15 protein-coding genes and 2 pseudogenes are annotated in these 18,887 nt (G+C 72.3%); 10 read left to right on the top strand and 7 right to left on the bottom strand.

Annotation, left to right across the window (positions count from 1 at the left end; all coding sequences use genetic code 11):
* Window positions 1-2: 2 nt before the first annotated feature.
* Window positions 3-881, bottom strand: coding sequence for a biotin--[acetyl-CoA-carboxylase] ligase (locus ABD250_RS07010; RefSeq protein ID WP_182657834.1), 879 nt, complete (start codon window positions 879-881; stop codon window positions 3-5).
* Window positions 882-987: 106 nt separating this feature from the next.
* Between ABD250_RS07010 and ABD250_RS07005 the strand changes: the two genes are divergently transcribed.
* The 5 genes from ABD250_RS07005 to ABD250_RS06985 all read left to right on the top strand — a co-directional run bounded on the left by ABD250_RS07005 (window position 988) and on the right by ABD250_RS06985 (window position 6,201).
* Window positions 988-2,637 (top strand): acyl-CoA carboxylase subunit beta, encoded by a 1,650-nt coding sequence (locus ABD250_RS07005; protein ID WP_182657835.1) that lies wholly within the window; start codon window positions 988-990, stop codon window positions 2,635-2,637.
* Entirely contained in the window at window positions 2,634-2,900 is a 267-nt protein-coding gene (locus ABD250_RS07000; protein WP_017836652.1) for an acyl-CoA carboxylase subunit epsilon, read from the top strand. The genes ABD250_RS07005 and ABD250_RS07000 overlap by 4 nt, the downstream gene beginning before the upstream one ends.
* Before the next feature lie 220 nt (window positions 2,901-3,120).
* Window positions 3,121-3,546 carry a cupin domain-containing protein gene (locus ABD250_RS06995; protein ID WP_344391465.1) on the top strand — a complete coding sequence of 142 codons (426 nt, stop codon included), beginning with the start codon at window positions 3,121-3,123 and terminating at the stop codon, window positions 3,544-3,546.
* Window positions 3,547-3,567: 21 nt separating this feature from the next.
* Window positions 3,568-4,248 carry a Maf family protein gene (locus tag ABD250_RS06990; protein ID WP_182640501.1) on the top strand — a complete coding sequence of 227 codons (681 nt, stop codon included), beginning with the start codon at window positions 3,568-3,570 and terminating at the stop codon, window positions 4,246-4,248.
* A 165-nt stretch (window positions 4,249-4,413) separates the two neighbouring features.
* A complete protein-coding gene (locus ABD250_RS06985) occupies window positions 4,414-6,201 on the top strand; it encodes an ATP-binding protein (RefSeq protein WP_182658235.1) in 1,788 nt (595 codons plus the stop codon).
* Window positions 6,202-6,425: 224 nt separating this feature from the next.
* On the opposite strand, the gene ABD250_RS06980 is transcribed toward ABD250_RS06985, so the two are convergent.
* Window positions 6,426-8,201 (bottom strand): glycerol-3-phosphate dehydrogenase/oxidase, encoded by a 1,776-nt coding sequence (locus ABD250_RS06980; protein ID WP_179524760.1) that lies wholly within the window; start codon window positions 8,199-8,201, stop codon window positions 6,426-6,428.
* A gap of 79 nt (window positions 8,202-8,280) precedes the next feature.
* Between ABD250_RS06980 and glpK the strand changes: the two genes are divergently transcribed.
* Window positions 8,281-9,840 (top strand): glycerol kinase GlpK, encoded by a 1,560-nt coding sequence (glpK, locus tag ABD250_RS06975; protein WP_182616180.1) that lies wholly within the window; start codon window positions 8,281-8,283, stop codon window positions 9,838-9,840.
* Here glpK and ABD250_RS06970 read toward each other — a convergent pair whose 3' ends face one another.
* The 4 genes from ABD250_RS06970 to ABD250_RS06955 form a co-directional block, all read right to left on the bottom strand.
* Window positions 9,841-10,914, bottom strand: a complete 1,074-nt coding sequence (locus ABD250_RS06970) for an ABC transporter ATP-binding protein (RefSeq protein WP_182645687.1) — start codon at window positions 10,912-10,914, stop codon at window positions 9,841-9,843.
* Window positions 10,911-12,470 (bottom strand): ABC transporter permease, encoded by a 1,560-nt coding sequence (locus ABD250_RS06965; protein WP_259846280.1) that lies wholly within the window; start codon window positions 12,468-12,470, stop codon window positions 10,911-10,913. Before ABD250_RS06965 ends, ABD250_RS06970 begins: the two co-directional genes overlap by 4 nt.
* A gap of 55 nt (window positions 12,471-12,525) precedes the next feature.
* Entirely contained in the window at window positions 12,526-13,551 is a 1,026-nt protein-coding gene (locus tag ABD250_RS06960) for an iron ABC transporter substrate-binding protein (protein ID WP_179524757.1), read from the bottom strand.
* Between the two features lie 100 nt (window positions 13,552-13,651).
* Window positions 13,652-15,058 carry an NAD(P)H-quinone dehydrogenase gene (locus ABD250_RS06955; RefSeq protein WP_179524756.1) on the bottom strand — a complete coding sequence of 469 codons (1,407 nt, stop codon included), beginning with the start codon at window positions 15,056-15,058 and terminating at the stop codon, window positions 13,652-13,654.
* Window positions 15,059-15,210: 152 nt separating this feature from the next.
* Between ABD250_RS06955 and ABD250_RS18080 the strand changes: the two are divergent.
* The 4 genes and pseudogenes from ABD250_RS18080 to ABD250_RS06940 all read left to right on the top strand — a co-directional run.
* Window positions 15,211-15,495 (top strand): annotated as a pseudogene (locus tag ABD250_RS18080) (gamma-glutamylcyclotransferase family protein); the annotation flags it as partial.
* A gap of 93 nt (window positions 15,496-15,588) precedes the next feature.
* Window positions 15,589-15,747, top strand: a pseudogene (locus ABD250_RS18075) (gamma-glutamylcyclotransferase); the annotation flags it as partial.
* A 34-nt stretch (window positions 15,748-15,781) separates the two neighbouring features.
* Window positions 15,782-16,615 (top strand): purine-nucleoside phosphorylase, encoded by an 834-nt coding sequence (locus tag ABD250_RS06945; protein WP_344391910.1) that lies wholly within the window; start codon window positions 15,782-15,784, stop codon window positions 16,613-16,615.
* 24 nt (window positions 16,616-16,639) lie between these two features.
* Window positions 16,640-18,130: a phosphohexomutase domain-containing protein gene (locus ABD250_RS06940; RefSeq protein ID WP_344391457.1), complete on the top strand. Its 1,491-nt coding sequence runs from the start codon at window positions 16,640-16,642 to the stop codon at window positions 18,128-18,130.
* 95 nt (window positions 18,131-18,225) lie between these two features.
* Here ABD250_RS06940 and upp read toward each other — a convergent pair whose 3' ends face one another.
* Window positions 18,226-18,849, bottom strand: a complete 624-nt coding sequence (gene upp, locus ABD250_RS06935) for a uracil phosphoribosyltransferase (protein WP_182659578.1) — start codon at window positions 18,847-18,849, stop codon at window positions 18,226-18,228.
* Window positions 18,850-18,887: the final 38 nt, after the last annotated feature.

Here is an 18,887-nt window from a genome sequence, read left to right as displayed (position 1 = left end):
GGTCAGCCGCCCCACCGGCCGGCGGCCGGACGCACGTGGGTCACGTCCCCGGCGGCCACGGACAGCTCCCCGTCCGGGGTGACGACGACGAGGCGGCCCTCCCTGTCCACGCGTGCGGCTCGCCCTGTCCGTACGACGTCGCCCGGCAGTTCGACGCGGACCTCGGCCCCGACGGTCGAGCAGGCCGCCGAGTACTCGGCCATGAGCTCGTCCGAGATGGTCGATCCGCTCCCGCGTTCGCATCGACGCCACTGCTCGTGCCGGTGCGCCAGGGCCTCGAGGACCGCCCGTGCGACGACGTCACGGTCGGTCGTCCCACCGGAGAGGGCGAGGGAGGTCGCGTGCGGGACGGGCAGTTGCTCCCGCGTCAGTGTCACGTTGATCCCCACACCCACCACCAGCGCGGGAAGGCGCAACTCGAAGTCCCCCTCCGCGGGGACCGTCGTCATCTCCGAGAGGATCCCCGCGATCTTGCCCCCGTCGACGAGCACGTCGTTGGGCCACTTGAGCGTGGCGTCCACCCCGCCCGCCGCCACGAGCCCGTCCCGGATCGCGAGACCAGTGACCAGGGGCAGCCACCCGAACAGGGTGGGTGAGACCGCGCCGGGCCGCAGCAGGACGCTCACCACCACCTGGGTCCGCGGAGGCGCCGTCCACGTGCGTCCGAGCCGCCCGCGTCCCGAGGCCTGGTACTCGGCCAGGAGCACACCGCGGTCCGCGGCACCCAGTCCCGCTCGCCTCATCGCCTCGGCGTTGGTCGACCCGACCTCCTCGAGCACCTCGAGCGAGGTGTACGGCGCACCCGGCCCCTCGACCAGCTCCCGGCGGAGGGCATCGGCGTCGAGCGGGCGCGGCGATTCGGGTCCGGGGTCTGCGTGCACGACGTCCAGAGTAGGTCCGAACCCCGCCCGACGGCGGGGTCGGTGTCGGGGGAGTAGGCCGGGTCACGTCGCCACGGAGCCACCCGAGTCGTTAGAGTCTTACAACATGACGACTGCCTCAGAACCGGACGTGAGTGACGACGTCCAGACCGACGCTGCGACGCCCGACATCCACACGACCGCCGGGAAGCTGTCCGAGCTGCGTCGGCGGCTCGACGAAGCCCGTGCACCGATGGGACAGGCCGCGGTCGACAGGACGCACGACAAGGGCCTGATGACGGCCCGCGAGCGGATCGAGAACCTGCTCGATCCGGGCTCGTTCGTCGAGATCGACGCGCTCGCCCGCCACCGTGCCACGACCTTCGGCCTGGCCGAGCGTCGGCCGCTGGGCGACGGTGTGATCACCGGGTACGGCACCGTCGACGGCCGGAGCGTCTGCGTGTTCTCGCAGGACGCCACCGTCTTCGGCGGCTCCCTCGGTGAGGTCTACGGCGAGAAGATCGTCAAGGTCATGGACCTGGCCCTCAAGACCGGCCGGCCGATGATCGGCATCAACCACGGAGCCGGTGCCCGCATCCAGGAGGGTGTGGTCTCACTCGGTCTGTACGGGGAGATCTTCCACCGCAACGTCCAGGCATCCGGGGTGATCCCGCAGGTGTCCCTGGTCATGGGCCCCTCCGCCGGTGGCCACGTCTACTCCCCCGCCCTCACCGACTTCACCGTGATGGTCGACAAGACCTCGCAGATGTTCGTCACCGGCCCGGACGTCATCAAGACGGTCACCGGCGAGGAGGTCACCCAGGAGGAGCTCGGCGGTGCCACCACGCACATGACCAAGTCGGGCGTCTCCCACTACACCGCGAACGACGAGCAGGACGCCCTCGACTACGTCAAGGACCTGCTGTCCTACCTGCCCAGCAACAACCGGGCCGAGGCCCCCCGGTTCCCGGTCCCGCCGACCGAGGGCGCGATCGAGGACAACCTCACCCTCGAGGACCACGAGCTGGACACGATCATCCCGGACTCCTCCAACAGCCCGTACGACATGCACGAGGTCATCTCGCACATCGTCGACGACGGCGAGTTCCTCGAGACCCAGGCGCAGTACGCCATGAACGTGATCGTCGGGTTCGGCCGGGTCGAGGGCCGCAGCGTCGGCGTGGTGGCCAACCAGCCCACCCAGTTCGCCGGGTGCCTGGACATCAAGGCCTCCGAGAAGGCCGCACGCTTCGTCCGCACCTGCGACGCCTTCAACATCCCCATCCTCACCCTGGTCGACGTCCCCGGCTTCCTGCCGGGGACCGGCCAGGAGTTCGACGGGATCATCCGCCGCGGCGCGAAGCTGCTGTACGCCTACGGTGAGGCCACGGTCGGCAAGGTCACCGTGATCACCCGCAAGGCCTACGGCGGCGCGTACGACGTCATGGGTTCCAAGCACATGGGCGCCGACATCAACCTGGCGTGGCCGACGGCCGAGATCGCCGTCATGGGCGCGTCCGGGGCCGTCGGGTTCGTCTACCGCGACCAGCTCAAGCAGGCCGCCGCGAACGGGGACGACGTCGACGCGCTCCGACTGAAGCTCCAGGCCGAGTACGAGGACACCCTCGTCAACCCGTACGTCGCCGCCGAGCGGGGTTACGTCGACGCCGTCATCCCGCCGTCGCACACGCGGCTGCAGGTGGCCCAGGCGCTCCGACTGCTCGACCGCAAGGTCGTCGAGGTGCCCGCCAAGAAGCACGGGAACATCCCGCTGTGACCGCCGCCGAGCAGCAGCAGGACGCGGAGAAGTCGGCCACGGACGACAAGGCCGCGGCGCCGTTCTTCCAGGTCGTGCGCGGCAACCCCACCGCGGTCGAGGTGGGCATCCTGTCCGCCGTACTGGCGACCGCGCAGGGTAACGCCGTCCACGAGGGCGAGTTCCCCACGGGCATCAAGGACGACTGGGGGTCCTACGAGGACCGACTGCGGCCGCCGTTCGGGTACAACCCCACGTCGTTCCTCAACCGCCGCCAGTACTGACCCGGCCCACACACGGCAGCACCACACAGCCGCCCCCGACCACACAGCCGCCCCCGTCCCTGCCCGCCTGCGCGCACCAAAGCGCAGGCGGGCGTCCAGGGCCGGGGGCGGCTACGGTCTGTCCGTACAGGCGCGCGGGCGGATGCGGACCGGCTGCGCGGCAACCACACCGGGCGCCCGGCCCGTAGGTTGGGGTACACCAACTGCCAGGAGGCGCCGAATGTCCGACGAGCCCACCACCCCCGAGCCCGCCACCCCCGCCCCCACCTCCGTCGACTCCACGCGCGACGACCGTGACCACGGCAGCCGCGCCGGGACCACCGAGGGCACCGCCACCCACCTGACCGACATCATCGGTCGCGAGGAGCCGTTCGAGAACCGGCCGCGGGCCTCCGTCGTGCACGAGGACGAGTCCGCCAAGATCGTGGCGTTCGAATTCGGGGAGGGTCATGAGCTCGGCGACCACGCGGCCCACCACCCGGTCCTCGTCCAGGTGCTCCGGGGCCGGGTGGAGTTCGGCCTGCCCGACCGCACGGTCGTCCTGGTGCCCGGTGAGGTACTCCACCTCACACCGAGGCTGCGGCACTCGGTGCGCGCGCTCGAGCCCACCACGCTCACCGTCACCATGCTGCTGCCGCGGGCCTGAGGCCCTGGCTACGCTGGGCCCATGATCACGTTCGTCCTCGCCTCGGCCTCCCCGTCCCGACTGCGGATCCTCCAGCAGGCCGGCGTGGACCCGCTCATCCGACACCCGCAGGTCGACGAGGACGCCCTCCAGGCCGCGCTCCCCGCGGGCACCCCGCATGTGCGCGTGGTGGAGGAACTGGCCCGCGCCAAGGCGCAGGACGTCCTCGATCGTGAGGGCGGGGCACTCGCGGCCGAGGCCCGTGCCGCGGGTGCCGACACGCTCATCGTGGTGGGCTGCGACTCGATGCTCCTGGTCGACGGCCGGCTCGAGGGCAAGCCGCACACCTACGAGCGGGCGATGGCGCGGTGGCGCAGGATGCGCGGTCGTCACGGGGTCCTGATCACCGGCCACGCCCTGATGGTCGCCGACCTCACCGGGGACGGCCCCCTCGTCGTCACCCGGAGCGGGTCCGACACCTCCGACACCACGGTTCACTTCGGCGCCCCGTCGGACGCCGACCTCGACGTCTACCTGCGCACCGGCGAGCCCCTCGAATGCGCCGGCGCCTTCACCATCGAATCGCTCGGCGGCTGGTTCATCGACCGGATAGACGGCGACCCGTCGAGCGTCATCGGACTCAGCCTGCCGCTGTTGCGGCGCCTCCTCGAGGGGGCCGGGATCCACGCGCACCAGTTGTGGCGCCCCGAGCTCCGCAGCTGAACAGCAGGTCAGAGAGGCGACGATCTGCTCGGCCCGCCCCCGTGGGGCAGCCCTTCGACCCCCAAACCCACACATGAGGGGGGCCTCTCATTAGACTGCTGGAGAATATCGGTGCCCCTACCGGGCGCACCGGTCTAAGAGACGTCCATCACCAGGAGGCCCTGAGTGCCCAGTCATGCCAGCTCTCACATCACCAAGGTCCTCGTCGCCAACCGCGGCGAGATCGCTGTACGTGTGATCCGCGCGGCGAAGGACGCCGGTCTGGCCAGCGTGGCCGTGTACGCCGAGCCCGACGCCGATGCCCTGTTCGTCAAGCTGGCCGACGAGGCCTTCGCCCTGGGGGGCACCACCTCCGCGGAGTCCTACCTGGTCTTCGACAAGATCCTCAACGCGGCCGCCAAGTCCGGAGCCGACGCCATCCACCCCGGGTACGGCTTCCTCTCCGAGAACGCCGACTTCGCGCAGGCCGTCATCGACGCCGGGCTGATCTGGATCGGCCCCCCGCCGAGCGCCATCCGCGACCTGGGCGACAAGGTCACCGCCCGCCACATCGCCGAGCGCGCCAAGGCTCCGATGGCGGCCGGCACCAAGGACCCCGTCGCCAATGCCGACGAGGTCGTGAAGTTCGCGGAGGAGTACGGCCTGCCCATCGCCATCAAGGCCGCCTTCGGTGGCGGCGGGCGCGGGATGAAGGTCGCCCACGAGATGTCCGAGGTCGCCGAGCTCTTCGACTCGGCCACCCGTGAGGCCACCGCCGCCTTCGGTCGCGGCGAGTGCTTCGTCGAGCAGTACCTCGACAAGGCGCGCCACGTCGAGGCCCAGGTCCTCGCCGACCAGCACGGCAACGTCGTCGTCGCCGGCACCCGCGACTGCTCGCTGCAGCGTCGCTTCCAGAAGCTCGTCGAGGAGGCCCCGGCCCCGTTCCTCACCGACGACCAGCGCAAGCGGATCCACGACTCCGCCAAGGCAATCTGCAAGGAGGCCGGTTACTACGGCGCCGGCACGGTCGAGTACATGGTCCAGGGCGACACGATCTCCTTCCTCGAGGTCAACACCCGCCTCCAGGTGGAGCACCCGGTCACCGAGGAGACCGCGGGCATCGACCTCGTGCTGCAGCAGTTCAAGATCGCCGAGGGTGAGGTGCTCGAGTTCACCGAGGACCCGACCCCGCGCGGCCACGCGTTCGAATTCCGCATCAACGGCGAGGACGCCGGACGCGGCTTCCTGCCCGCCCCCGGCACGATCACGGGCTACCACGAGCCCAGCGGGCCGGGCGTCCGCGTCGACTCCGGCGTCGAGCAGGGCGACACGATCGGTGGCCAGTTCGACTCGATGCTGGCCAAGCTGATCGTGTGGGGCGAGGACCGCGACCAGGCGCTCGCGCGGTCGGCCCGTGCCCTCGCGGAGTTCACGGTCGAGGGAATGGCCACCGTCATCCCGTTCCACGCCCACGTCGTCGCCAACCCCGCCTTCGTGGGTGACGGGAAGGGCTTCGACGTCTACACCAAGTGGATCGAGGAGGAGTGGGACAACCCGATCGAGCCGTGGAGCGCCACCGGCGCCCCCGCCGACGACGACGAGCCGGTCGAGCGCAAGAAGGTCGTCGTCGAGGTGGACGGCCGCCGCGTCGAGGTCTCGCTGCCCGGTGACCTGGCCTTCGGCGGGTCGCACAACGGTGGCACCGTCCGCCGCAAGGCCAAGGCCCGCACCCGTGGCGGGGCCGCCGGTGCCGCCGCCTCCGGGGACGCCGTCTCGGCCCCCATGCAGGGCACCGTGGTGAAGGTGGCCGTCGAGGAGGGCCAGGAGGTCAAGTCCGGTGAGCTCATCGCCGTGCTCGAGGCCATGAAGATGGAGAACCCGGTCACCGCCCACAAGGACGGCGTCGTCACCGACCTGTCCGTGGACGCCGGCGCCGCGGTCACCCAGGGAACGGTGCTCTGCGAGATCAAGTGACCCGCTGACGGCGTCGTCCACCCCGGGCCGCGCCGTCGGGCCCGCCCCTCCCCCGGATCCGCTGCTCTCCTGCGCCATCCGCTGCCCCACCGGACAGCCGATCGCGCAGGGCGGCAGCGGATTTCCGGTGTCAGGGGGTGCGGAGCGCGGCCGTGCCGGTTCCGACCCCCATCACGCGCTGGTCGGGATAGGTGGTCCCTCGGTCGGGAAGGGTGGCCCCTCGGTCAGGCCGGGTGGTCGACGACCGGCTCGGCGCTCGCGGGGTCGACGGTCGCCTCCACCAGGAACTCGCGGACCTCGGGGACGCCGCGGAGGAAGCCGTCCGCCTCGTCGTCGGAGTCCGTCACCTGGCTGGCCAGCTCCGCGGCGACCCGTTGCTCGAACATCTCGACCTCCCGCTCGACGCGGTCGGTATCCCAGTCCAGCACCTCCGCCATGAGCTGCGCGGCCTCGCGGGCGCACGCCACCCCTCCGTGCTGGTACTCCATGGAGATCCGGGTCCGGCGGACCAGGACGTCCTCCAGGTGCAGAGCGGCCTCCGCGAGCGCGGCGTAGACGATCTCGACCCGGAGGTAGCGATCGGCGCCGTCGAGGGTCTCCAGCAGATCGGGGCGGTCCGCCGCCAGGTCCAGCACGTCCTCGAGAAGCGAACCGTAGCGGTCGAGCAGGTGCTGGACCTGCTCCTCCCTGATCTCGTAGTGGTCCGCGATCCGGTCCGCGCGGTTGACCATCGCCGGGTAGCCGTCGGCACCGAGGAGGGGGATGCGATCGGTGGTGGAGGCCGGAACGGATTCCGCGCGCTCCGGTCCCAGCTCGGCCACCGCGGCGTCGACCGCGTCCGCCGCCATGACCCGGTAGGTGGTGTACTTGCCGCCCGCCACCACCACGGCCCCGGGAGCCGCGCGCATCACCGCGTGTTCCCGCGAGAGCTTGGCGGTGGAGTCGGCCCCGCCCGAGAGCAGCGGGCGCAGTCCCGCGTAGACACCGCGGACGTCGTCCCGCCCGATCGGGGTCGTGAGCACGGCGTTGACGTGCCCGAGGATGTAATCGATGTCCGCACCCGTCGCCGCGGGGTGTGCCAGATCGAGCTGCCAGTCGGTGTCGGTGGTGCCGATGATCCAGTATTCGCCCCAGGGGATGACGAAGAGCACCGACTTCTCGGTGCGCAGGATGAGGGCGGCCTCCGAGTCGACCTTGTCACGGTCCACCACGATGTGGACCCCCTTGGAGGCACGCACCGTGAAGCCGCCCTCCTCCCCCAGCATCTCCTGCAGGTGGTCGGTCCACACCCCCGCCGCGTTGAGCACCACCCCGGCCCGGACGTCGGTCTCCCGTCCGGTCTCGGCGTCGCGGACCCGCACGCCGGTCACTCGTTCGCCCTCCCGCAGGTAGCCGATCACCTGCGTGGAGTTGGCGACCACCGCGCCGTGCAGGGCGGCGGTGCGGGCGAGCGTGAGGGTGTGGCGGGCGTCGTCGACCAACGTGTCCCAGTACCGGATCCCCCCCACCACGACGTCCTCGCGCAGACCCGGCGCCACGCGCCGTGCACCGGCGCGGCTGTAGTGCTTCTGCGGCGGGACGCTCTTGGCGCCGCCCATGAGGTCGTAGAGGACGAATCCCGCGGCCATGTAGGGGCGCTCCCAGAACCGGCGGGTGAGCGGGAAGAGGAACTTGAGCGGTTTGACCAGGTGCGGGGCCAGTCGGGTCATGCTGAGCTCGCGCTCGTGGAGGGCCTCGGCGACGAGCCCGAAGTCGAGTTGCTCGAGATACCGGAGCCCGCCGTGGAACATCTTGGAGCTGCGCGAGGAGGTCCCGGCGGCGAAGTCGCGGGCCTCCACCACCGCGACGCTCAGGCCGCGCGTGGCCGCGTCGACAGCGCTGCCGGTGCCCACCACACCGCCACCCACGATCACGATGTCGAAGGACTCCTCCGACAACCTCCGCCATGCCTCGGCCCGGCGCTCGGGACCGAGGACGGACCGTGATCTGATCGTGGGCATCGTGCTCCCTCCGGGGCCGGGTATCGGTTTCCGGCCGGTTGCGCCCGACTCTACGCCCGGGCGGACGTAGTCTGACGACGTGACGCGTAACACGTTCATCCTCGCGATCGACCAGGGGACCACGTCCTCGCGGGCCATCCTCTTCGACCACGACGGTCTGCCGGTGCCCGCGGCGACCGCCCAGGTCGAACACCGGCAGATCCTGCCCCGGGCCGGATGGGTGGAACACGACCCGCTGGAGATCTGGGAGAACGTGCGGACGACCATGGCCCAGGTGGCCGGTCACGCCGACCTCGAACCGGCGTTGGTGAGCGCGATCGGCATCACCAACCAACGGGAGACCGTGGTGGTGTGGGAGCGGGAGACCGGTGAGCCGGTCTACAACGCGATCGTCTGGCAGGACACCCGGACCTCCGGGATCTGCGCCCGGTTGGCGGAGGGCCACCCCGACGGAGACAACAGGTTCCGCGATGCGACCGGGTTGCCCCTGTCCACCTACTTCGCGGGTCCGAAGATCCGGTGGATCCTCGATCACCTCGACGCCGAGGGCCGACGCGGCACCGAGCGGGCCGAGGCCGGCGAGCTGCTGGCCGGGACCATCGACTCGTGGCTGGTGTGGAATCTCACCGGCGGCCGCCGCGGCGGGACCGACGGCGAACCGGCGCTCCACGTCACCGACGTCACCAACGCCTCCCGCACCCTGCTCATGGATCTGCGGACCCTGGAGTGGTGCGACGAGCTCTGCCGCGAGATCGGGGTGCCGCGGGCGATGCTCCCCGACATCGTGCCGTCCTCGGGGGTGATCGGTCACGTGACCGAGCGTCGCATGTTCGGCGGGACCCCCATCGCGGGGATCCTCGGCGACCAACAGGCGGCCATGTTCGGCCAGACCTGCTTCGACCCCGGCGACGCCAAGAACACCTACGGGACCGGCGCGTTCCTGCTGCTCAACACCGGCACCACCCCCCAGTTCAGCGACAACGGGCTGCTCACCACCGTCTGCTACAAGCTCGGGGACGCCGACGCCGTGTACGCGCTGGAGGGCTCCGTGGCGGTGGCGGGCTCGCTTGTGCAGTGGCTACGGGACAACCTCGGGGTGATCTCGAGCGCCGAGGAGACCGAGGAACTGGCGACGTCACTGGAGGACAACGGCGACTGCTATCTCGTGCCCGCGTTCTCCGGACTTCTCGCCCCTCGCTGGCGCCCGGACGCGCGTGGCACCCTGGTGGGCCTGACCCGGTTCCACACCCGGGCACACCTGGCGCGAGCGGCGCTCGAGGCCACCGCGTTCCAGTCCCGCGAGATGACCGACGCGATGGCCGCCGACGCCGGCGAGACCGCCGACGCGCTGCGTGTCGACGGCGGGATGGTGGTCAACGACTACCTGATGCAGTTCCAGGCCGACATCCTGGGCATCGACGTGATCCGGCCCGAGGTCACCGAGACCACCGCCCTGGGTGCCGCCTTCGCCGCGGGGCTGGCGGTGGGCCAGTGGGACTCCCCCGACCGGCTCCGGGAGTTGTGGCGGGAGGACCGGCGGTGGGAGCCACGCATGGCCGAGGACGAGCGCGCGCGCCTGTGGGGCCGCTGGAACGACGCCGTCGAACGGACCCTGGGCTGGGCCGCCACCGAGAGCTGATCAGGCGGGCACCGACGGCCCCGCGTGGAAGACGGCGGGACGCAAGGGCGTGACCTCCACCCGGGCCCCCACCTCGAAGACCTCCCCGCCGGAGACCGGGACCGCGAAGCTCTGCTCGGTGCCGTCGACACACATCCGGATGAGGGTCGACGCGCCGACGAACTCGACGCCGGTGCACACGCCGTGCCCCTCCTGCCCGACCCGACGGACCGTCAGGCTCTCGGGGCGCCACAGGACGGTGCCGGACCCGCGTGCGGGCGTGTCGAGTGGGACGGCGCCGATGGTGGTGTGTGCGACCCCTCCGTCCGCGGTGGCCGGGAGAAGGACGACCTCCCCCGCCAGCTGGGCGACCTCGCGGCTCACCGGGTGGTAGTAGAGCCGTTCGGGGGTGTCGACCTGGGCGAGGCGGCCGTCGATGAGCACGGCGACCCGATCGGCGGTGGCCAGCGCCTCCGCGCGGTCGTGGGTGACGAGGACCGACGTCGCGCCGGACTCGGCGAGCAGGGTCGAGACCTCCGCCCGGACCCGTCCCCGCAGGGCGGCGTCGAGCGCGCTGAACGGTTCGTCCAGCAGGATCAGTCCCGAGCCCGGGGCGAGCGCGCGTGCGAGCGCGACCCGCTGTTGCTGCCCGCCGGACAGCCGGGAGGGACGCTCGTCGGCCCGGTCCGCCAGCCCCACCAACTCGAGGACCTCACGGACCCGGGCCGCCCGCTCGGCGCGGCTGCGCCACCGCGCCACGGGATCGACCGGTACGAGTCCGAACCCGACGTTCCGGGCCACGGACAGGTGCGGGAACAGGGCCCCCTGTTGGGGGACCAGTCCAATCCCGCGGTGCTGGGCGGGCAGTGGGTCCACGCGGCGGCCGTCGACGAGGATGCGTCCCGCCGAGACCGGGTGCAGCCCGGCGATCATGCGCAGCACGGTGGTCTTGCCCGACCCGGACGCACCGAGAACGGCCAGCGCCTCACCGGAGCCCACTGTCAGATCGAGGTCCCGGACGACGGTGGTGCCCCCGTACCCACCGGTCACGCCGCGGAGCTCGAGCACGCCGCCGGGGCGCTTCCTCACCGTCATGTGGCACCCACCTGTGTCTCCTCCGAACGGGCCGCGATGGCGGTCCGTGCCGGGACGCCTCGCCCGGACCCTCCCGCGCCCCACCCGAACGACCTGCCGAGGACCGCGGCGGGGATCACGGCCACGGCCACGAGCATCGCGGCATAGGGAGCGGCCTGGGAGTACGCCGCCACCTCGGTGTGGGCCCACATCGCGGAGGCCAGTGTCTCCGTCCCCGTGGGGCGCAGGAGAAGGGTCGCGGGCAGTTCCTTGGCCACGCTGAGGAACACCAGGCTGCCCCCCGCGAGGACACCCGGCATCGATAGTGGGGCGACGACGCGGAGGAAGGTCCGGAACCGGCCGGAGCCCAACGCTCCCGAGGCGTCCTCGAGCGCGGTCGGGATCGCGCCGATCGCGGACCGGACCACGCCCACGGCGAGCGGGAGGAACAGCACCACGTACCCGAACACGAGCATCGGCAACTGCTGGTACAGGCCGGGGACCAGCCGGATCCCCACGAACACCACGGCCAACCCGACCGTGATCCCGGGGAGCGCGAATCCGATCTGGGCGACCGCCTCGGTGGCCCGGGCGACCGGGCCGTTCGACCGGGCCGCGAGGATGCCGATGGGCAGGGCCAACACGATCGTCACGAGCGCGGCGATGCCCGACACCCCCGCGGTGGTGGCCGCCGCCGCGAGGACCGGTCCCCACGCCACGTCCACCTCGGCGGCGGCCCGCACCCACCGGACCAGCCCGACGAGCGGGGCGAGGACGCCACCGGTCAGGACGAATCCGACGACCACGAGCGCCGGCGTTCTGAACCGTCCGAGCGGGACCCGGTCGGGAAGGGAGTCCACACCGGCACCGACCCTGGCGACCTCGCCCCGTCGGGCCCGCCGCTCTCCCACCATCACCACCAGCGCCACCAGGATGAGCACGCAGGCCAGCACCGCCGCGGGCACCCGGTCGAACGAGGCGCGGTAGCTGTGGTAGATCCCGACGGTGAACGCCTCGTACCGCAGCATGGCCACGGCTCCGAAGTCGGACAGCGTGTACAGCGCCACCAGCAGCGCCCCCGCGGCGACCGCGGGCCGGATCTGACGCAACGTCACCCCGAGCACGGCCCTGACCGATCCGCGCCCCAGCGTCCGGGCCACCTCCTCCAGCCCGGGGTCCACGGCCCGCAGCGCCGCGGCCGCGGGGAGGAAGACGTACGGATAGCAGGAGATCGTCAACACGATGACGGAGCCGGGCAGGCCGAGGAACTGCGGGAAGTCCGCGACCCACAGGTAGCCGAGGACGTAGGAGGGCATCGCCAGTGGCACGCAGAGCAGTGCGCCGACCACCGGGGCCCCGGGGAGATCCGTCCTCACCGTCAACCACGCGAGCGCGACACCCACCACGACGCTCGCCGCGGTGACCAGGACCACCAGCACGACCGTGTTGACCAGCAGTTCGGCTGACCGACCGGACCGGACCACCTCGATGGCGTAGGCCGGGCCCCGTTCCCCCGCCCGGATGATCAGATAGACCAGCGGGATGAGGGCCGCGGAGCACGCCAGAGTGGCGGCCACCCCGAGGAGGGGGCGACCGCCACGGAGACGGGAACGGACGTCTATGACGGACCCGTCAGATCATGCCCACGCGCGTGAGCATCTGCTGGGTCTGCTCGAGCCCGTCGAGGTCCCCGAGGTCGATGTCGGGGCCTCCCAGGGTCTCGAGGGGGGGCAGGCCGACGGCCTCCGAGGTGATGCCCGGCACCACCGGGTACTCGCTGTCCTCCTCGAGGAAGTAGAGCTGGGCCTGCTCGCCGAGGAGTTCCTCCACCACGCGCAGGGCGTCCTCGGGCCGGTCCGTGGAGGCCAGCACGCCGACGCCGGCCACGTTGACCAGTGCGCCGGGGTCGCCCTTGGTCAGGTAGTGGACCCGGGCCCGCATGTTCTCCTCGCCCTTCTCCTGGGCGGTGTTGTACCAGTAGTAGTGGTTGGTGAGCCCGAGCTCGACCTCTCCGGTGTCGGCGGCCTCGAGGAGGGCCACGTTGTTGTCGTACGTCCTGGGCTCGTTGGCCAGGAAGTCGCGGAGCCACTGCTCGGCCGCCTCGTCGCCGCGGTCGACCCGCAGCCCGGTGACGAACGACTGGAACGAGGCGTTGGTGGGGGCGTAGCCGACCTTGCCCCGCCACTCCGGCTCGGTGAGGGCGTCGATGGTGTCCGGCACCTCGGACTCCTCGAGCACCTCGGAGTCGTAGACCAGGACACGGGCGCGGAGGCTCGTGGCGACCCACGTCCCGTCGGTGGCCCGGTACTCGGCGGGGACCTGTGCGACCGTCGCCTCGTCGAGCCGCGTGAGCAGGCCCTCCTTGGACAACGCGCCCAGCGCGCCGGCGTCCTGGGAGAAGAAGATGTCGGCCGGGCTGGCCTCGCCCTCCTCGGCGATCTGCGCCGCCATCTCGGGGGTGCTCGCGTACCGCACCTCCAGGTCGATGCCGGTGTTCTCCTCGATCTGGGCCAGCAGCGGGCCGACGAGGTTCTCGCTGCGGCCCGAGTAGACCACCAACGCGTCCGAGTCGTCTCCGGCGCCGTCCGTGGTGCAGGCCGCCAGACCCACCACGAGCGAACCGGCAGCGGCGATCGCGGCCAGGCGGCGTCGCATCATCACGGTTCCTCCCTCACAGTCCCGGTGCCGCGTCACGGGCACCGGGTGTGAGCTTAGCCTAAACTTATCCTGGCGCTCAGGCCGGTCCACCGGCCCGGGATCAGTCCAGGTCGTCGTGCCGCATGAGCTGCCGGGCGGCCTCGGTGATCGACCCGGTCATCGAGGGATAGACGGAGAACGACCCCGCGAGGTCACCCACGGTGAGCTGATTCCGCACGGCCACGGAGACGGGCAGGATGAGCTCGGAGGCGGTCGGCGCCACGATCACCCCTCCGATGACCACACCCGAGGCGGGGCGGCAGAACAGCTTGACGAAACCGCGGCGCAGACTGCGCATCTTGGCCCTCGGATTGCCCGCCAGCGGGAACACCTCGACGCGGGCGGGGACCTCACCGCTCTCGATCTGCGCGTGGGAGATTCCCACGGTGGCGATCTCGGGCCGTGTGAACACCGCCGAGGCCACGGTGCGGAGCTTGATGGGACTGACCCCCTCGCCCAGCGCGTGGTACATCGCGATCCGGCCCTGCATCGCCGCGACGGAGGCCAACGGGAACAGATCGGTGCAGTCGCCCGCCGCGTAGATGCCGGCGGCGGTGGTCCGCGAGACGCGGTCGACCTTGATGTGACCGCTGCGCTGGACCTCGATGCCGGCGCTCTCCAACCCGAGGTCGCCGGTGTTGGGAACCGAACCGACGCACATCAGTGCGTGCGAACCCTTGACGGTCCGGCCGTCGCCCAGTCGGACGATGATCCCGTCCTCGTGGTGTTCGACCGCGTCCGCACGCGCGTGCTTGACCAGCGAGACGCCACGCTCGCTGAGCGCCTCCTCCAGCACCAGCGCCGCGTCGGCGTCCTCGTGGGGCAGCACACGGTCGCGGCTGGACACCATGGTGACCTTGACGCCCATCTCGGTGAACGCGGAGACGAACTCGGCGCCGGTCACACCGGAACCCACGACCACCAGGTGGGAGGGGAGTTCGGTGAGGTCGTAGAGCTGCCGCCAGGTCAGGATCCGCTCCCCGTCCGGCTCGGCGCCGGAGAGGATGCGCGGGTTGGACCCGGTGGCGACCAGGACCACGTCCGCGTCGAGGATCTTCTCCCGGCCGCCGTCCAGCGACACGTGGACGCGGTGCGACGCCATGCCCGGCTGCGAGTCGTGCAGTCGCGCGGTCCCCGAGAGCAGTCGCACGCCCTCGCGCTGGAGCTGGGACCTGATGTCGGCGGACTGGGCGCGGGCCAGGGACTTGACCCGACCGTTGACCTGGCCGAGCCGGTACGCGGTGGGGTCGAAGTGCATCTCGACGCCCATCTCCTCGGCGCGACGCATGTCGGTGCGCACACCCGTGGTGGCGATGAACGTCTTGGACGGCACGCAGTCGGTCAGCACGCAGTTGCCGCCGATCCCCTCGGCGTCCACGATCGTGACGTCCGCACCGTACTGCGCGGCCACCAGCGCGGCCTCGTAACCGGCGGGTCCGCCGCCGATGATGATGATGCGCTGGGTCACAGGTGGTCCTCCACGGGTCACGGGGTCGGGGCCGGGCGCCGCGGGCCACTGTGGTGGACCGCGTCGCGTCCGCCGTACACGGTAGTCGAACCGGCGGCACGCGGCCGGAGGACGCCGGGGCCACACCCGGCGGAGGGACTACTCTGGTCGCCGTGCCTCTCTACGCCGCGTACGGGACCAACATGCATCCCGAACAGATGAACGCCCGCGCGCCGCACTCCCCGTTCGCCGGAACCGGTTGGCTGGAGGGCTGGCGCCTGACCTTCGCGGGCGAGGACCCCACGTGGGAGGGCGCCGTGGCCACCGTGGTCGAGGACCCCGAGTCGAGGGTGTTCGTGGTGCTCTACGACGTCCCCGACGAGGACGCCCGCGCCCTCGACCGATGGGAGGGCACGGACCGGATCCCGGCCCGGAAGATCCGGGTCCGGGTGGAGCGCCGTCCCACCGTCCCCCCCGGCCCCCCGGTGGGGGCCCAGGAGTCCGAGTTCGCGGTCGCCTCGCCCTCCCCCACCGCGCCCGAGGGCACCGAGCTGGTCTGGCTGTACGTCATGGACGCCTTCGAGGGGGGCCTGCCGTCGGCGCGCTACCTCGGACTGTTGGCGGACGCGGCCGAGTGCGCGGGTGCCCCCGACTCCTACGTGCGGCAGCTGCGCACCCGGGAATCCCGCAACGTGGGCCCGGGCGCCTAGCGTCGTGCCGTCCGTCCCCCTGCCGCCCACCCCCGTGTCTCCGCTCCTCACCCCCACCCCGGACGCCCGGGCGACCGCCGACGCCGTCGCCCGCGCGTGCGGCCGGTCGGTGCACGAGGTGACCCTGGTCCTGGGCTCGGGCTGGTCCGAGGTCGTCGTGGGCCTGGCCGACCCCGGGACCGCGGTCACCATCCCGATGGCCGATCTGCCGGGGTTCGCGCCGCCGTCGGCCGCCGGCCACCGCGGAACGGTCACGAGTTGTCTGGTCGACGGGGTGCCACTGCTGTCCGTGGCCGGGCGGAGCCACCTCTACGAGGGACTGGGTACCGACCCCGTCGTCCACCCCGCGCACGTCGCGGCCGCCGTCGGCTCCGACGTCCTGGTGCTCACCAACGCCGCCGGCGGCGTGCGGGACGGCCTGGCGGTCGGTGACCTGCTCCTGATCTCGGACCACCTCAACCTCACGGGCCGCTCCCCGCTGACCGGTGCCGCGTTCGTCGACCTCGTGGACGCCTACTCACCCCGCCTACGCGAGGCCGCCGCGCAGGCGCTCCGGGCGGCCACCGGGACCCGGCCCGGCGAGGGCGTCTACGCCGCGATGCCCGGACCCCAGTACGAGACCCCCGCCGAGATACGCATGCTGCGCACCCTCGGCGCGGACCTGGTGGGGATGTCGACCGTTCCGGAGACCGTGGCGGCCAGGGGGCTCGGACTCCGGGTGCTGGCCCTGTCCCTGGTGACCAACCTCGCGGCCGGGGTCACCGGGCAGCCCCTCGACCACGCCGAGGTCCTCGCCGCGGGCTCCGCGGGGGCCGGGCGACTCATCGGCGCCCTGCGCGCGCTCGTCCCCGCCGTCGCGCGGGGCTGAGCAGGACATGCCCGCGAGCACGCCGTGTCCCTGACCTTCGGCACCGCCGGCGTCCGCGCCCCGCTGGGTCCCGGGCCGGACCGGATGAACGCCGGGACCGTCGCCCTGGTCGCCACCGCCGTCGCCCGCCACGTGCGGATGCGTGAACCCGCCGGCTCGACCGTGATCGTGGGGGGTGACGCCCGGCACGGGTCCGCGCGGTTCGTGGAGGTGGCCGCCGCGGTCCTGGCCGCCCACGGCCTCGTCGTCGTCGTCCCCGGGTCGCCCGTCCCCACCCCCGTCGTCGCGGCAGCGGTGCGGGCGCGGGGCGCGGTCGCCGGCCTGATGGTGACGGCCTCGCACAACCCCGCCACCGACAACGGGATCAAGGTCTACGGCCCCGGCGGCGTGCAGATCGTGCCGCCGACGGACGCCGAGATCGAGCGGCACCTCACGGCCGCGGCGCGGGAGGGGGTCGACGTCCCGCACGCCGGTGCGTCCGGCGTGCTGGTGGACCCCACACTCGTCGACGACTACGTGGCCTCCGTCGTCACCGGCCTACCGACCCCCGCTCGGCCCCCGCGCGTGGCCCTGACCCCCGTCCACGGCGTGGGAGGCGAGATCTGCCGCCGCGTCCTTGCCGGGATCGGGGTCGACGACGTCACGCTGGTGGCCGAGCAGGCGGGCCCGGACCCGGACTTCCCCACCGTCGACTCCCCCAACCCGGAGCGACCGGGCACCACCCTGCGGCTTCGCCGGTTGGCCGAGGAGATCGGCGCCGACGTGGCGCTGGCGCTCGACCCGGACGCCGACCGCTGCGCCACGGGGTTCGTGGGCGCCGACGGCCGGTGGCGGATGCTCGACGGCGACGAGACCGGCGGGCTGCTCGCCGATCACCTGCTGACCTCCCCGCTCCCCGGATCGGCCCGGACCGTCGGGAGCGACTCCGGCGCGCCGGTCGTGGCCTCGACCATCGTGTCCTCGAGACTGCCCTCGCTCCTCGTCCCGGCCCGCGGGGGCCGACACGTGGAGACGCCCACCGGGTTCAAGTGGCTGGTCCGGGCCGGCGATCCCCTCCGCTACGCGTACGAGGAGGCGATCGGCCACTGTGTGCTGCCGGACGTGGTGGCGGACAAGGACGGGATCTCCGCGGCCGGCGCGTGGTGCGCGATGATCGGATCGGGCGGCCCGCCGGTCGGGGCGAGGCTCGACGCGCTCGCCGAGGAGTTCGGGGCGCATGTGCGGCGCAACGTCCCGCTCCCTCTTCAGCCCGGCTCCGACCCCGCCGTGGAACTCCGGCGGGCGGCCGATCTGCTGGTCTCGACCGGCACGGTGACCCCGTTGGACGGCTCCGCCGGTTTCCGTGTCTCGACCCCGGGCGCCCGCGCGGTGATCCGTCCGTCCGGTACCGAGCCCCTGCTCAAGACCTACGTCGAGGCGTGGACCCCGGCACGACCGTCCGCGTCCGACCGGGCGGACGCGGCGCGACGGGTGGCCGCTCTCGCCGACTCGGTCGCCTCGGCCGTCGCCTCCTGAGCGGGGGGCGTCCGAGCTGAGGGCTCCCGGCGGAGGGCTACCGCGCGGAGGGTTTCCGAGCGGTGGCGTCCCAGCGGTGGCGTCCCGGGTCCCGGTCAGCGGGGGCCGAACAGGCGGTCGCCGGCGTCGCCGAGTCCGGGGACGATGAAGGCGTCGTCGTCGAGCCGGTCGTCGACCGTCGCGGTGACGAGCCGGGCCGCCAGCCCCGACGCCCGCACCGTCTCGATGCCCTCCGGTGCGCACAGGACACAGACCACCGTGACCCCGGTCGCGCCGCGCTCGGCGAGGGTCTCCAGGGTCGAGACCAGTGAGCCCCCGGTGGCGAGCATCGGGTCCAGCACCACCACGTGCCGGCCCGAGAGGTCGTCGGGCAGGGAGCACAGGTAGGACACCGGGACGTGGGTCTCCTCGTCGCGCGCCAGGCCCACGAACCCGACCTGCGCTCCGGGGAGCAACCGGGTGGCCGGGTCCAGCAGACCCAGTCCCGCCCGCAGGACCGGCACCACGAGCGGGACGCCGTCCACCGCGACACCGGTCGTCTCGGCCACGGGCGTGGTGACGGGCACCTCGGTGGTCGGGATGGAGCGGAAGGCCTCGTAGCAGAGCATGGTGCCGAGCGCGTCCATCGCCGCCCGGAAGCCGGCGGTGTCGGTGGCGGAGTCCCGCAGCGTACGGAGCCGGTCTCCGACCAGCGGGTGGTCCACGACGATGATGTCCATGCCCGACAGGATTCCACAACGGAGAATTCTCCGATCGG

The sequence above is a fragment of the Dietzia cercidiphylli genome (genome assembly GCF_039531545.1).
Taxonomy (GTDB): domain Bacteria; phylum Actinomycetota; class Actinomycetes; order Mycobacteriales; family Mycobacteriaceae; genus Dietzia; species Dietzia natronolimnaea.
Note: the sequence above shows the minus strand (reverse complement) of the source record. Positions and strands in the feature narration are given on the sequence as shown.

Excerpts from the sequence above, each read along its gene's own strand:
- ABD250_RS07005 (WP_182657835.1), top strand. The coding sequence starts at position 988 with ATGACGACTGCCTCAGAACCGGACGTGAGTGACGACGTCCAGACCGAC.
- ABD250_RS06995 (WP_344391465.1), top strand. The coding sequence starts at position 3,121 with ATGTCCGACGAGCCCACCACCCCCGAGCCCGCCACCCCCGCCCCCACC.
- ABD250_RS06990 (WP_182640501.1), top strand. The coding sequence starts at position 3,568 with ATGATCACGTTCGTCCTCGCCTCGGCCTCCCCGTCCCGACTGCGGATC.
- ABD250_RS06980 (WP_179524760.1), bottom strand. The coding sequence starts at position 8,201 with ATGCCCACGATCAGATCACGGTCCGTCCTCGGTCCCGAGCGCCGGGCC.
- ABD250_RS06970 (WP_182645687.1), bottom strand. The coding sequence starts at position 10,914 with ATGACGGTGAGGAAGCGCCCCGGCGGCGTGCTCGAGCTCCGCGGCGTG.
- ABD250_RS06960 (WP_179524757.1), bottom strand. The coding sequence starts at position 13,551 with ATGATGCGACGCCGCCTGGCCGCGATCGCCGCTGCCGGTTCGCTCGTG.
- upp (WP_182659578.1), bottom strand. The coding sequence starts at position 18,849 with ATGGACATCATCGTCGTGGACCACCCGCTGGTCGGAGACCGGCTCCGT.